Here is a 14,565-nt window from a genome sequence, read left to right as displayed (position 1 = left end):
GCGCGGCCCGGGTGCCACCTTCTGAAACCCCCGGCCCTTTGGGACACACCCGTCCCGGGGGTCCCCCGCCCGTGGGCACACCTCGGGCCCGTCGGCGTACTGCGACCGGCGCTTCACTCCACGTACACCCAACTCCGCCTGGAATGTGGGATTCCGCGAGCACGCTGCAGCCGTGAGACGCATCGTGGGAATCGTCCTGGCGGTGCTGCTGATCGGCGGTGTGGCAGTCGCCGTCGTCGCAGGCCGAGACAGTCAGGACCCGGGCACGGCAACGAAGACCGTGCGAGGAGTGATCGGATCGGAGAAGGCGGAGTTCTTCGCCGATCCCGAGGTGGTGAAGGCCCTGGCTGCCAAGGGCCTCACCGTGAAGACGGAAACGTCCGGCTCCTGGGACATGGAGCACCTTCCGCTGGCGGACTACGACTTCGCCTTCCCCTCCGCCAAGGCACCCGCCGACGGGCTGCGGAAGAAGTCGACGATCCAGGGCGCGCCGCCACGGCCCTTCTACTCGCCGCTCGTCGTGGTCGCGCACCGGGGCGCCGCCGAGGTGCTCGCCGGCAACGGACTGGCCACCCTCGGCGGGAAGTCCTCCGGGACCCTGCGCATGGGCCCGTATCTGGACGCGGCGAAGGCCGACCGGACCTGGCAGCAGCTCAAGGGGGCCACGGCCCACGCCGAGCTGGGCGGGACGGTGTTCATCACCAGCACCGATCCGGTCGCGTCCAGCTCGGGCGCGCTGTATCTGGCCGCGGCCTCGTACGTGGCCGACGGCGGAAAGGTCGCCACCGACGACGCCGCCGTCGCGCGCACCGCGCCGCTGATGAAGAAGCTCATCGCCGTACAGGGCGCCCAGCAGACCAACTCCGACGCGCCCTTCCGCGACTTCATCAGCGGTGTCGGCAACCCTCTGGTGCTCGTCTACGAGTCACAGGTCGCCTCGCTGCTGCTGCAGAAGCAGGACGTCGGGGACCTGGTGGTGCTGTACCCGGACACCACCGTCTCCAGCGACCACACGCTCGTACCCCTCACCACGGAGGGACGGCGGCTGGGCGAACTGCTCGGCACCGACAGGCGGCTGCGGGAGCTGGCGGTACGCCACGGCTTCCGGCCGCAGGGCGCCGCGGCCGAGTTCGTCTCGGCCACCGCGCCGCACACCGCGTACCTCAACCAGAAGCTGACCGGGGTCCGCCAGGCGCCCGTGCCCACCTCCGCGGTGCTGCACGCGATGGCGCAGCGGGCCCGGTCGTAGGGGGAGTTCACAGATGACCGACAACAGCAACAGCGGTGACGCGCTGGTCCTGACCCCGCCGGAGTCCGTGGCGCCGGTGCGCAGCGAGCAGGCGGCAGGGCTCGTACCGCTCGACGACTCCGTACGGGAGGAGATGACCCGCCGCGCGGGCGAGTACGTGGGGTCGCTGTCCGGGCTCGACGCCCGCTCCCCCGAGTTCGCGCACCGCATCGGCGAGATCGCGGGGCTCGGCGCCGGGGAGATCCGCGGCGCGGCCCAGCAGTCCAACCGGATGCTCGACCGCACGGTCCGCTCGCTCACCGACGCCGGCGGCGGCCAGGACGCCCAGGCACGGGTCGCCTCCTCGCTCGTCGAACTGCGGCGGACCGTGGAGGACCTGGACCCGCGCGAGACGCCGGGCAAGGGGGCGCGGAAGTTCCTGTCCCGGCTGCCCGGCGGGAACAGGTTCCGCGACCACGTCGCCAAGTACGCCTCCTCACAGGCCACGCTGAACAGGATCGTGGGCGCCCTGCGCGGCGGCCAGGACGAACTGCGCCGCGACAACGCGGCCCTGCACACCGAACGCACGCGGCTCTGGGAGACGATGGGCAAGCTCCAGGAGTACGCGGTCCTCACCGAGGCCCTCGACGCGGCCGTCGAACAGCGCATCGGCGCGACCGCCGACCCGGCCCAGGCGGACGCGCTGCGCGCCGACGTCCTCTTCCCCGTCCGACAGAAGCACCAGGACCTGCTCACCCAGCTCGCGGTGTGCGCACAGGGCTACCTCGCGATGGACGTCGTCCGCCGCAACAACGAGGAGCTCATCAAGGGCGTCGACCGGGCCGCGACGACGACCGTGTCCGCGCTGCGGATCGCGGTGATGCTGTCCTCCGCGCTGGAGAACCAGCGCAAGGTGACCGAGCAGGTCAACACGCTGCGCGCGACCACGGAGGACCTGATCCGCGGCAACGCCGAGATGCTCGCCGGCCAGAGCGGCGAGATCCAGCGCATCGCCGCGGACCCCGCGGTCGGCGCCGAGACCCTCCGGGCCGCTTTCCAGCAGATCTACCGGACGCTGGACGCGATCGACACGTACAAGGTCCAGGCGACCGAGTCGATGGCGGCGACGGTGGAGTCCCTGACGACGGAACTCCAGGCGGCGAGCGCGCACCTGGCGCGCACGCGCTCGGCGAACGCGCTGGAAGGCGGGCAGGCATGAGACCGCGCACCGTGATCGGGGCCGCGCTCGCCGCCCTCCTCGTGGCCGGCGCCGCCGGGTGCACCGAGCCGGGCGCGAAGCCCGCCGCGGGCCCGGACGACGCGTACCGCACCGGCACGCTCCGGGTGCTCGCCAGCAGCGAGCTGAGCGACATGAAGCCCGTGCTCGACGCCGCCGCGAAGGAGACCGGGGTGACCGTGCGCCCGACCTGGACCGGGACGCTGGACGCCGTCGAGCAGATCATGTCGGGCCGTACGGACGGGCGTTACGACGCCGTCTGGCTCTCGTCCAACGACTATCTGCGGCTGCGGCCCGGGAGCGCGGGGCGGATCAGCAGCGAGACGCCCATCATGACGTCGCCGGTCGCGATCGGCGTGAAGCCGCAGACGGTCCGCCGGCTCGGCTGGCAGCCGGCCTCCGTCACCTGGTCCCAGCTGCACCGGGCCGTCGCCGACGGGAAACTGACGTACGGCATGACCGACCCGGAGCGGTCCAACTCGGGCTTCTCCGCGCTGGTCTCGGTGGCCTCGGGGCTGTCCGGAGCCCAGTCCGCGCTCAGCGACGCCGATGTCGCCGAGGCGACGCCGAGGCTCAAGGAGTTCTTCGCCGGGCAGAAGCTGACCTCCGGTTCCTCCGGCTGGCTGGCCTCCGCGTACAAGCGGCGCGGGACGGTCGACGCGATCGTCAACTACGAGTCGGTGCTGATGTCCACCGGACTGACCGTGATCCGGCCCAAGGACGGGGTGGTGACGGCGGACTATCCCTTGACGCTGCTCACCTCCGCGCCGCGCGAGGCCCGGGAGTCGGGCCGGAGGCTGACCGAGTACCTGCGCGGGCCGAAGGCGCAGCGGGCCATCACCGAGAAGACGTTCCGGCGGCCGGTCGTCCCGTCCGTACGGCCGGCGGCCGGCCTCGCCACCGACCAGCGGCGCGAACTCCCCTTCCCCGGCAGCCGGTCCGTCGCGGACGGACTCCTGGAGGCGTACGAGAACACGCTCCGCAGGCCCTCGCGCACGGTGTACGTCCTCGACACCTCCGGGTCCATGGCCGGTGACCGGATCGAGAGGCTGAAGAAGGCGCTCACGGAGCTGACCGGGGACTTCCGGAACCGGGAGGAGGTGACGCTGATGCCGTTCGGCTCCCAGGTCAAGGCGCAGCTGACGCACACGCTCGACCCGGCGGACCCGGACACGGGCCGCAACGCGATCCGCAAGGACGCGGAAGGGCTCTCGGCGGACGGCGAGACGGCGATCTTCAGCAGTCTGCGGGACGCGTACGCGTATCTGGGCCGCGGGCCCTCCGGTGACACGTTCACCTCCGTTGTGCTGATGACGGACGGCGAGAACACGACGGGTGCCTCGGCCGGGATGTTCGAGTCCTACTACCGGGCCCTGCCGGCCGCGCAGCGGCACACGCCCGTGTTCCCGATTCTCTTCGGCGACTCCGACCGCGGGGAGCTGACCCGGATCGCGGAACTGACGGGCGGGCGGCTGTTCGACGCGCAGAAGGGGTCCCTGGACGGTGCTTTCGAGGAGATCCGTGGCTACCAGTGACAGCGGGGCGCCCGGCAGGGTGCTCGGCTTCCTCGAGTCCAGGAAGAACCTGACGGGCAGCGCCTGCGGGCTGGCCGGTCTCGGGCTGACCTTCGCGGGTGTCGCGGGCGCCTACTGGCCGGTCGTCGTCGCCGGGCTGTACGCCGCGGGCGCGCTGATCGCGCCGCCCGAGCGGCCGCGGGCGCCCGGCTTCGCGGAGCCCGCCGAGCAGCTCGACGAACTCCGCGGCGACTTCGGCCGGCTGCGGGAGTATCTGGCGGCGGTCGACCTGCCGCCCGCCGCGGCCGGCCGGCTCACCGAGCTGGACGCCCTGCTGGCGGCGCTGCTGGAACCCGGATGGGTCGCGGAGGCTCTGGCCCTGGACCCGGAGGCGGTGCACGCGTTGTCCCGTACGGTCCGCCAGGACATCCCCGAGTCGGTCGACACCTACACCCGCACCCGCTGGTGGACCCGCCTCAACCCGGGCGCGGCACCGCCGGAGCGTGAACTGGATCGGCAGTTGGGGCTGCTGCACGGGGAGGCGGAGGCGATCGCCTCCGCGCTGCGGGAGGCGGAGGCGCGCCGGCAGCAGACCCACACGCGGTACCTGGAGGACCGGGGACGCTGACCGCGCCGCCCGCCGGGGGCTCCTCGGCCGTTCCCTCGCGGAACGCGAAGAGGGGGCCGAAGGCGAAGAAGGGGCCGACCGCGAGGAAGGGGCGAACGCGAAAAGGGCCGAACGCGAAAGGGCGCCGGGGCCCGCTCCGTACGCCGTTGTACGGTGCGGGCCCCGGCCGGGAAACCGGGCGCGGCTCAGCCCAGTCGGGCCACCAGCGAGCGGTACTCGTCCCACAGCTCCTTCGGGGTGTGGTCACCGAAGGTGTTGAGGTGCTCGGGGACCAGAGCGGCCTCCTCGCGCCAGACGTCCGCGTCGACCTTGAGCAGGAAGTCCAGGTCCTCGTCGGCCAGTTCCAGGCCGTCGGTGTCGAGCGCCTCGCGCGTCGGCAGGATGCCGATCGGGGTCTCGACGCCCTCGGCCTTGCCCTCCAGACGCTCCACGATCCACTTCAGGACGCGGCTGTTCTCACCGAAGCCCGGCCACACGAACTTGCCCGCGTCGTTCTTGCGGAACCAGTTCACGTAGTAGATCTTCGGCAGCTTCTCCGCGTCCGCGTTCGCGCCGACCTTGATCCAGTGGGCCATGTAGTCGCCCATGTTGTAGCCGCAGAACGGCAGCATCGCGAACGGGTCGCGGCGCAGCTCGCCGACCTTGCCCTCGGCGGCGGCGGTCTTCTCGGACGCGACGTTCGCGCCGAGGAAGACACCGTGCTGCCAGGTGAAGGACTCGGTGACCAGCGGGACGGCGGAGGCGCGGCGGCCGCCGAAGAGGATCGCCGAGATCGGCACGCCCTTCGGGTCCTCCCACTCCGGCGCGGCGATCGGGCACTGCGCGGCCGGGACGGTGAAGCGGGCGTTCGGGTGGGCCGCCGGGGTGCCGGACTCCGGGGTCCAGTCGTTGCCCTTCCAGTCGGTCAGGTGGGCGGGGGTCTCCTCCGTCATGCCCTCCCACCAGATGTCGTTGTCGTCGGTGAGGGCGACGTTGGTGAAGACCGCGTTGCCCCACAGGGTCTTCATGGCGTTGGCGTTGGTGTGCTCACCGGTGCCGGGCGCGACGCCGAAGAAACCGGCCTCGGGGTTGATCGCGTACAGCCGGCCGTCCTCGCCGAAGCGCATCCACGCGATGTCGTCGCCGATGGTCTCGACGGTCCAGCCCGAGATGGTGGGCTCCAGCATGGCGAGGTTGGTCTTGCCGCAGGCGGAGGGGAAGGCGGCGGCGACGTACTTGGACTCGCCCTGCGGCGGGGTCAGCTTCAGGATGAGCATGTGCTCGGCGAGCCAGCCCTCGTCACGGGCCATGACGGAGGCGATGCGCAGGGCGTAGCACTTCTTGCCGAGGAGGGCGTTGCCGCCGTAGCCGGAGCCGTACGACCAGATCTCGCGGGACTCCGGGAAGTGCGAGATGTACTTGGTGCTGTTGCAGGGCCACGGCACGTCCTCCTGGCCGGGCTCCAGCGGCGCACCCAGGGTGTGGACGGCCTTCACGAAGAAGCCGTCGCTGCCCAGCTCGTCGAGGACGGGCTGTCCCATGCGGGTCATCGTCCGCATGGAGACCGCGACGTAGGCGGAGTCGGTGATCTCGACGCCGATCGCGGAGAGGTCCGAGCCGAGCGGGCCCATGCAGAACGGGACGACGTACATCGTCCGGCCCTTCATCGAGCCGCGGAAGACTCCCTTCTCACCGGAGAAGATCTCCCGCATCTCGGCGGGGGCCTTCCAGTGGTTCGTCGGGCCGGCGTCCTCCTCCTTCTCGGAGCAGATGAAGGTGCGGTCCTCGACCCGGGCGACATCGGTCGGGTCGGACGCGGCGTAGTACGAGTTCGGGCGCTTGATCGGGTCCAGCTTCCTGAACGTGCCCTTGGCGACGAGCTCCTCGCACAGCCGCTCGTACTCCGCCTCGGACCCGTCGCACCAGACCACCCTGTCCGGCTGCGTCAGAGCTGCGATCTCGTCGACCCAGGCGATCAGTTCCTGGTGATTGGTCGGGACGGTGCTGGGAGCCGCGATGTCGCGCGCCACGATTGCTCCTAAGTGAGGGGTTTGTAATTGGTTGCCCCGTGGGGGCTGCGACCCGGATGCTTCACAGCTTCGATCTCGTTGGCGCTCATCCGGTGCCGACCGCACTCATCTGATCATCCGTGCACTCCGCCCATATGTCCAGAGGACCCCTCACGTGAGCATGGCCACTCAGGACCCCGACCTACGGTCGCGTAGGTAGCATGCCGCCATGACTGCACCTTCGCCCGACGTGACCGAGATCGACCCACCGCCGGTGAAGCCGCGGTTGCGGGGGTGGCTGCACGCGGGGATGTTTCCCGCCGTGCTCGTCGCGGGAATCGTTCTGACGGCACTCGCGGACTCGACGCGCGGCCGGATCGCGTGCGGCATCTACGTACTCACCGCCTGCCTGCTCTTCGGCGTGAGCGCGCTCTACCACCGGGGCAACTGGGGACCCCGCGCAACAGCCGTGCTCCGTCGGCTCGATCACGCGAACATCTTCCTGATCATCGCCGGTACGTATACCCCGCTGACCCTGCTGCTCCTCCCGGACTCCACCGGGCGAGTGCTGTTGTGGGCGGTCTGGGCGGCAGCGGTTGCGGGAATAGCGTTCCGGGTGTTCTGGGTCGGCGCTCCGCGCTGGCTCTACACCCCGTGCTACATCGCGATGGGCTGGGCGGCGGTCTTCTTCCTGCCCGACTTCATGCGCACCGGCGGCATCGCGGTGCTCGTGCTGGTGATCATCGGCGGACTGCTCTACAGCGCGGGCGGTGTGATCTACGGCATGAAGAAGCCGAACCCGTCACCGCGCTGGTTCGGCTTCCACGAGGTCTTCCACTCCTTCACGCTGGCGGCCTTCGTCGTCCACTACGTCGGGATCTCGCTGGTCGCCTACCAGCACGCCTGACCCGCACGCCCTCGAAAAGGCCCGTGGCAGCCGCCACGGGCCTTCTCGCCGCGACGACCGCCGTATCGACACGCGATGGCTTTTGAGAGTCACTCTCATTTGAGACCCACTCTTACGAAGAGGACGCAGCGGACCGTACGGCCACGGCGATCCGGGCGACAATGAGCCGCATGGCCGCCGCACACACCCCGCTCGAAGAGCGCAGGCCCCCGCTGGGGCTGCGCGAGCGCAAGAAACTCAAGACACGCACAGCGATCCGCCGTGCCATGTACCGGCTGATCGCCGAGCAGAGCTACGAGGCGACCACCATCGAGCAGATCGCCGCGGCGGCAGAGGTCTCCCCCTCCACCGTCTTCCGCTACTTCCCCAGCAAGGAAGACATCGTCCTGGCCGACGAGTACGACGAGGCCATCGAGCGGGCGCTGCGGACCAGGCCCGTCGACGAGCCGCCGCTGGACTCCCTGCGCGCCATCCTCACGGCCGCCGTCTCCCGGATGCTCGAGAACGAGCCGCAGGAGATGCACCTGCGCACGAAGCTCATGGCCGAAGTCCCCGCCCTCCGGGCGCGGATGACCGAGACCATGGCCGAGACCTCGCAGTCGCTCGCCCGCCCGCTCGCCGACCGCGCCGGACGCGACCCCGACGACCTGGAGGTGCGGGTCTTCGCCGCCTCGGTCATGGGCGCGCTGCGTGAGGCGCTGCTCTACTGGGCCGAGCACGACCAGCAGGACGATCTGGTCGCGCTCGTCAACCGCACCCTCGACACGCTCAAGGGCGGACCGGGCCTCTGACGAGGCCCCGTCGGCGCCGCCCGGCTTTCCTCATCGGTCTCCTCACCGGTTTCCTCACCGGTCTCCTCACCGCCCCGGCGTCAGCTCCCGCCGCAGATCCTCCACCTCGGTGACGGGCGCGGCACAGACGAAGTGCCGGCAGACGTACGCCGCGGGCCGCCCGTCCACCAGCGGACGGTCCACGAGCAGCGGAAACTCACCGCCGTCCGGCTCCCCCGCGGCGACCACGGCCCCGGGCGCCGCCCCCAGCAGCGCGGCCCGGTGCAGCTTCCGCGTCTCCGGATCGTCCGGTGCCCCGACCACGGCCACCTCCCGGGGACCGTCGAGCAGCGCCTCGGCCACGGCCAGCCCCCACCCGATGAACCGCGGCGCACGCGGGCCGAGCGCCTTCACCACACCCAGCGCGCCCTCGGCGGCCGTGCGATGGGCCTCGGAACCGGTGTGCGCGGCATACGAGAGCAGGGCGCCGGCGGCGGCCGTCCAGCCGGAGGGCGCGGCGTTGTCGGTCGGGTCCTGCGGGCGCCTGATCAGCTGCTCGGCGTCATGGGCGGTGTCGTACAACTGCCCCTCGGGACCGGTGAACTGATCCAGCACGATGTCCAGCAGGAAGCCCGCGAACTCCAGCCACGCGCCCTCGCCGCTGACGGCCGCCAGCGCGAGGAACCCCTCCGCGACATTCGCGTAGTCCTCCAGCACCCCGGCGTTCGCGCCCGTGTGCCCGTCCTTGGAGGTGCGGGCCAGCCGTGCGCCCGCGTCCATGTGCAGCCGTACGAGCAGATCGGCGGCCTCCGTGGCCCGCTCGACCAGATCCGGCCGGTCGAAGTACCCGCCCACCTCGGCGAGCGCGGCGACCGCCAGCCCGTTCCACGCCGCGACGATCTTGTCGTCCCGGCCAGGCCGCGGCCGCTGCTCCCGCGCGGCGAGCAGCCGCTCCCGTACGGACGCGACCCGGGCCGCGTCCACCACTCCCGCGTCCTGCGGCAGTTGGAGCACGGAGGCCCCCTCCTCGAAGGTGCCCTCCTCGGTCACCCCGAAGTACCGCGCGGCGAACTCCGCGTCCTGTTCGCCCAGCACGTCGGTGAGCTGGGCCGGCGTCCACACGTAGTAGGCGCCCTCCACGTGCTTCCCCGCGCCGTCGTCGCTGTCCGCGTCCAGCGCGGAGGCGAACCCGCCCTCCGGCGTGCGCAGCTCCCGCACCATGAAGTCCGCGGTCTCCAGGGCGACCCGGCGGGCCAGATCGCTGCCGGTCACCCGCCACACATGCGCGTACACCCGGCACAGCAGGGCGTTGTCGTACAGCATCTTCTCGAAGTGCGGCACCACCCACTCACGGTCCACCGAGTACCGCGCGAAACCGCCGCCGAGCTGGTCGTAGATCCCGCCCCTGGCCATCGCCTCACAGGTGTCGGCGGCCATCTGCAGCGCCCCTTCGGCCCCGGTGCGCGCGTGGTGCCGCAGCAGGAACTCGACGACCATCGACGGCGGGAACTTCGGCGCCCCGCCGAACCCGCCGTGCCGCGCGTCGTACTCCCTGGTCAGCCCCAGCAGCGCCTGCGCGAGCTCCTCCTCGCCCGGCTGCCCCTGCCCCTCGAGGGCCAGCGACCGCCCCGCCAGATCCCGGACGATGTTCCCCGCGACCTCGGCGACCTCGTCACGCCGCCCGCTCCAGGCGGCGGCGACGCCCTCCAGGACCTGCCGGAACGAGGGCATGCCGTGCCGCGGAGCCGGCGGGAAGTACGTACCGAAGTAGAACGGCTCGGCGTCCGGCGTCAGGAACACGGTCATGGGCCAGCCGCCCTGCCCGGTGGCGGCCTGCACGGCCTCCATGTAGACGGCGTCCACGTCGGGGCGCTCTTCGCGGTCGACCTTGACGTTGACGAAGTGCTCGTTCAGATACGCGGCGGTGTCGTCGTCCTCGAAGGACTCGTGCGCCATCACATGACACCAGTGGCAGCTGCTGTACCCGACGCTGAGCAGCACGGGCACCCCGCGCTTGCGCGCCTCCTCGAACGCCTCGGCGGACCAGGGCCACCAGGCGACGGGGTTGTCGGCGTGCTGGAGGAGATAGGGGGACGTCTCTTGGGCCAGGCGGTTCGGCATGCCCCCATCCTCGCGCACCCGGCCCCGTAAGCCGCGCGCACACCCGCGTGCGGCGGCCGTGGCGACGGTCCGCGGGCCGGCGGCGGGCAGGTCTTCGGCGACACGGTCCCCGCACGGCGGAGCGGGGAGAGACACGGTCTCTCCCCGCTCCGGGACTTCGGACAGCTCACTGGTTCAGCGCATCGTCACCTCCCTCGTGGTCCGGCGGTCGGGGGACGGGCGGCTTCCGGGTGGCGTTCCGGCAGGAAGAGGCGTAGCAGGCGATTCGGGAACAACCACCCTCCGCCGCCCCGCAGATGACGGTCCAGGTCCTCTCCTCCCAGTCGTCGACGGGAACTTCGGCGAGTCGCAGCGACACCTCCCTTCCCTGTCGTTGTCTCCGCTATCGACCGACTGCCCACCGCCATTCCCGACAAACGCCCTCTTTTCGGGTGATGCTGTGAGCGGGCTCCTCCTGCGGTGCCGTCCCGCCCTCGATACCGGACGGGCTTGATCGCCGGACTCCCTCGCGTCCACGCGCGTCTCGCAGGACACTTGACGCCGACACGGAAGCGGAAGCTCTCGGAGGGGGACCACATGCGGGACAGCCATCGGGCGGAAGCCGAGCGGCTGTTGGTACGTGCCGTCGAGGAGGAGGTGCGCCGCTCGGGAGGGCGCAGTGACTCCGCGGCGCTGCTGGCGCGCGGGCGGGCGGCGCTGGAGACGCTGGCGGCGAGTGCGGACGAGGAGTACACGACCTACCTCCACGCGCTGGAGGAGGCCGAGGCCGGACGACTGTCGCTGGCCCAGCGGTTCAGCCGGCAGGACATGTCCACTCCGATGCTCGTCGCTGCCGTTGCGGCTGCGGCTGCGATCGGTGCGGACATGGCGCTGGGCACGGCGACCGGCACGGCGCTCGGCGCCGGTGCGGTGGTCGCCGTGGCCGGGGCCGCCGCGACCGTGCTCAAGGTGACCGCGGCGCACTGGCCGGCGGCACACCGCAGGGCCGGGGCGCTCGGTCAGCCGGGCGGGCCCGAGCAGCTGCGACTGCAGTGGCTGACGGCAGTGGAGGTACGGGGCATCCGGCCGTTCCTGGACCAGCAGCGGATGCTGACGGCCTCCACGGCGCGCCCGGTGAAGAAGTCCCCGTCGGGGCCGCCGCTGCGCGGGGCGGACCGCAGTCAGGCGGCGCGCCGGCGCAGTGTGCTGGAGCAGTCGTTCGGCCATCTGCCGGAGCCCGCTGGGCCGTTCGCGGGCCGCCGGGAGGCGATGACGCAGATCGCGCAGTGGGTGCACGCGGCGCGGGCCTCGACGGAGACGAGGCCGACGGTGGTGGTGCTGCACGGCGCGCCGGGGTCGGGGCGTACAACGCTCGCGGTGCGGGCCGCGCACCATCTGAAGGACCAGTTCCGGGGCGCATGCCTGGTGGATCTGCGCGGCGGCTCGGCGGACGAGCAGCCGCTGCCCACCCGGGACGCGCTGCTGCATCTGCTGAACCGCCTCGGCGCACCCCGTGAGCAGCTGCTGTTCCGCGAGCGGTCGTCGGCGGAACAGCAGGTGCGGCGGCTCGGCGAGCTGTACCACCAGTACCTGACCGGGCTGCCGGTCACGGTCGTCCTGGACGACGCGAGCGACCCCGAGCAGGTGCGGACGCTGATCCCGGAGCGCTCGGACAGTCTGGTGCTGGTGACCGCGCGCGAGCCGCTGACCCTGCCGGACGACGTTCCGGCGTGGGTGCACCAGCTGCCGGTGGACGCGCTGGACGGGGCGGGCGCGGAGGAGCTGCTCGCGGCGGCCGCGCAGGAACCTCTGGAGGGCCCGTACGACTCCCGCTCGATGGACGACGTGCGCGAACTGTGCGGCGGGCTGCCGCTGGCGCTGCGCATCGCGGGCTCCTCGCTCGGCGCCCGGACCCCCCAGGGCCTGGCCTTGGACCTCGGCGCGTACGGGCCGGTGGCGCCGGTCGAGCGGGTGTTGTGGCTGCGCTACACGGACCAGCCCGAGCAGGCCCGCCGGCTGTTGCGCCGGCTGGCGCTCGCGGGGCGGGCATCGCTCGGCGCGGCGGCGGCCTCGGCGCTGCTGGCCACCGACGAGACGGAGGCCCTGCGACTGCTGCTGGAGCTGTCCCGGGCCGGGCTGCTGGTCCATGTGCGTGGAGAGCGCTACCGGTTGCACGACGCCGTACGGGCCTTCGCGCTGGCGCGGCTGCTGGACGAGGAGGAGCCGTCGGAGCGTACGGCCGCGCAGGAGCGGCTGATCATCGGCTACGCGGAACTGGCCGACTCGGTGATCCGGCTGGTCGACGGGAAGACGTCGACGCGCGCCGACACGTTCGCGAAGGGCCCGGCCGGAGGTCATGGCTTCACCTCGCTGGACGCGGCGCTGCGCTGGCTGGACGACGAGTCGAGCTTCATCACGGCGGCGCTGCGGCACGCGGAGGGCGTCGACCAGCAGGCCGTGCTGAATCTGCTGGGCGCGCTGTGCGACTACTGCCTGCTGCGCGGTGACCTCTACCGGCTCGGCGAGATCAACGAGCTGACACAGGCCGTCGACCATGGCCTGCTGGTCCGCTCGGTCCAGTGGCGCACCGGTATCGCCGCCCGCCAGCTCGGCGAGCTGGACAAGGCGCGGACCACCCTGTCGTCCGTGGTGGACCTCTACCGCGAGGCACAGCACGACGCGGGTGCCGCCCGTGCGCTGTGCTCGCTCGGCATCACGCTGCACCACCAGGGCAATCTCGCGGAGGCGTCGGCGAAGCTGCGCGAGGCGATCGAGCTGCAGTCGTCCGAGGAACTGGCCGCCGACCGGGCCTGGACCCTGCACGCGCTGGCCGCGGTGGAGCGGGACCGGGCGAACATCGCCGAGGCCATGACCCTGCTGACGACCGCGGTCCGGCTCCACCAGGACAGCGAGTCGCTGCACGGCGAGGCCTGGTCCCGCTTCCAGTTCGGCCAGGTGTACCTGCGCCTGGGCCAGGTGCCGGACGCCGAGTCCGCGCTGCGCGAGGCGCTCGACCTGTACGGCCGCACCCAGGACGAGCGCGGCGAGGCGTGGGCGCTGACCCAGCTGGCCCGGGCCCGGCTGGTGGACGGCGACCCGTCACCCGCGGTCGACGAGCTGCGCCAGGCCCTGTCCCGGCACCGCGACAACGAGGACGCGCGCGGCGAGGCGTGGACCCTGTACTACCTGGGCCAGGCGCTGGAGGAGCAGGGCGACCGCGACCAGGCGGTGCGTGAACTGGAGCGGGCCCGCACGATGTTCTCCCGGATGCGGGACGTGTACGGGCTGGCCTGCGCCCGCCACCACTCGGGCCGCGCCACCCGCGACCAGCGTGCGGCCCAGACCGGCAACCTCCGCAACTCCGGCTTCGCCCGTCAGCTCCTCGTCGACGCCCGCGCCGACTTCCAGCGCATCGGCGTGGCCCACGGCGAGGCCTGGACCTGCCTGGAACTCGCCGTCATCGACGCCGGCAACAACCGCCCGGCCCAGGCACTGGGCCTGTGTGACGAGGCGGCCGCGCTGTTCGCCTCCTACGGCGACCGCCGCGGCGGCGACTGGGCCGGTTTCCTGCGCTGCACGCTGCTGCCGTACGCCTCACCGGGAGGTGTGGACATCGGCACGGTCGTCGCCCAGGAGGAACTGACCGGCCTGCGCGGCGGCCCCCACCCGGCCCGCGACGGAAAGCTGGAGGACTGCGCGGAGGCCTTCGCCCTGGTCCTGGAGCGCGGAGTACGCCTGGAGGACGGCTGGCAGGCCTGGCAGCTGGGGATGACGCCGGGCCGCCACGCACGCGAGGTGATGGGGGTCCCGGTGACCTGACACCGCGGGGGGACAGGCTCGGTACGGGCCAGGGTGCAGCCCGTCCGGCACGGGCCACGGTCGCAGCTCGTCCGGCACGGGAGACGTTCGGAGCCCGTCCGGCACGGGCCGGTCGGCAGAGGCCCCGTGGCCATGTCGGTACAGGCCCGGTGGCCTGGTCAGTACCGGCCCCGTCAGATACGGGCCGCGTCCGGTAGCGGCCATGGTCGCAGCGCTACGTCCCGGCGCGGCCAACGGCCGCAGCAACGCCGGGCCGAAGACGAAGGTCCGGCACAGGCCCCGGCAGGCGCAGGCGCCTTCCGAGCCCGTCCGGCACCGGAAACGTGCGGTACGGGCCACGGTCGCGGTTCGCGCGGCGTGGCACCGGGCCGCCG

The 14,565-nt window shown here is 72.1% G+C and carries 9 protein-coding genes; 7 read left to right on the top strand and 2 right to left on the bottom strand.

The annotated features are described in order from the left end of the window. Nucleotides 1-145: 145 nt before the first annotated feature. From OG766_RS22550 to OG766_RS22535, 4 genes are read left to right on the top strand one after another with little or no spacing between them, the layout of a single operon-like run. Entirely contained in the window at nt 146-1,249 is a 1,104-nt protein-coding gene (locus OG766_RS22550) for a hypothetical protein (RefSeq protein WP_266382251.1), read from the top strand. A 13-nt stretch (nt 1,250-1,262) separates the two neighbouring features. Further along, complete coding sequence (locus OG766_RS22545) at nt 1,263-2,447, top strand: toxic anion resistance protein (protein ID WP_266382249.1); 1,185 nt, start codon at nt 1,263-1,265, stop codon at nt 2,445-2,447. Beyond that, nucleotides 2,444-4,000: a substrate-binding and vWA domain-containing protein gene (locus OG766_RS22540; RefSeq protein ID WP_266382246.1), complete on the top strand. Its 1,557-nt coding sequence runs from the start codon at nt 2,444-2,446 to the stop codon at nt 3,998-4,000. Before OG766_RS22545 ends, OG766_RS22540 begins: the two co-directional genes overlap by 4 nt. Further along, nucleotides 3,987-4,607 carry a hypothetical protein gene (locus OG766_RS22535; protein ID WP_266382243.1) on the top strand — a complete coding sequence of 207 codons (621 nt, stop codon included), beginning with the start codon at nt 3,987-3,989 and terminating at the stop codon, nt 4,605-4,607. Before OG766_RS22540 ends, OG766_RS22535 begins: the two co-directional genes overlap by 14 nt. Before the next feature lie 185 nt (nt 4,608-4,792). Here OG766_RS22535 and OG766_RS22530 read toward each other — a convergent pair whose 3' ends face one another. Then, nucleotides 4,793-6,616, bottom strand: a complete 1,824-nt coding sequence (locus tag OG766_RS22530) for a phosphoenolpyruvate carboxykinase (GTP) (RefSeq protein WP_266382240.1) — start codon at nt 6,614-6,616, stop codon at nt 4,793-4,795. A gap of 208 nt (nt 6,617-6,824) precedes the next feature. On the opposite strand from OG766_RS22530, the gene trhA reads away from it, so the two are divergent. After that, a complete protein-coding gene (gene trhA, locus OG766_RS22525; protein WP_266382237.1) occupies nt 6,825-7,502 on the top strand; it encodes a PAQR family membrane homeostasis protein TrhA in 678 nt (225 codons plus the stop codon). 161 nt (nt 7,503-7,663) lie between these two features. Further along, nucleotides 7,664-8,293 (top strand): TetR/AcrR family transcriptional regulator, encoded by a 630-nt coding sequence (locus OG766_RS22520; RefSeq protein WP_443045523.1) that lies wholly within the window; start codon nt 7,664-7,666, stop codon nt 8,291-8,293. A gap of 66 nt (nt 8,294-8,359) precedes the next feature. Here the strand turns inward: OG766_RS22520 and OG766_RS22515 are convergent, their stop codons facing one another. Beyond that, nucleotides 8,360-10,393 carry a thioredoxin domain-containing protein gene (locus tag OG766_RS22515; protein WP_328726059.1) on the bottom strand — a complete coding sequence of 678 codons (2,034 nt, stop codon included), beginning with the start codon at nt 10,391-10,393 and terminating at the stop codon, nt 8,360-8,362. 576 nt (nt 10,394-10,969) lie between these two features. On the opposite strand from OG766_RS22515, the gene OG766_RS22510 reads away from it, so the two are divergent. Then, a complete protein-coding gene (locus tag OG766_RS22510) occupies nt 10,970-14,191 on the top strand; it encodes a tetratricopeptide repeat protein (protein WP_266382228.1) in 3,222 nt (1,073 codons plus the stop codon). Nucleotides 14,192-14,565 lie beyond the last annotated feature (374 nt).

The organism is Streptomyces sp. NBC_00259 (assembly GCF_036181745.1).
GTDB lineage: Bacteria > Actinomycetota > Actinomycetes > Streptomycetales > Streptomycetaceae > Streptomyces > Streptomyces pratisoli.
The sequence above is the reverse complement of the archived record's forward strand: the minus strand, read 5'-3'. Positions and strand labels throughout refer to the sequence as shown.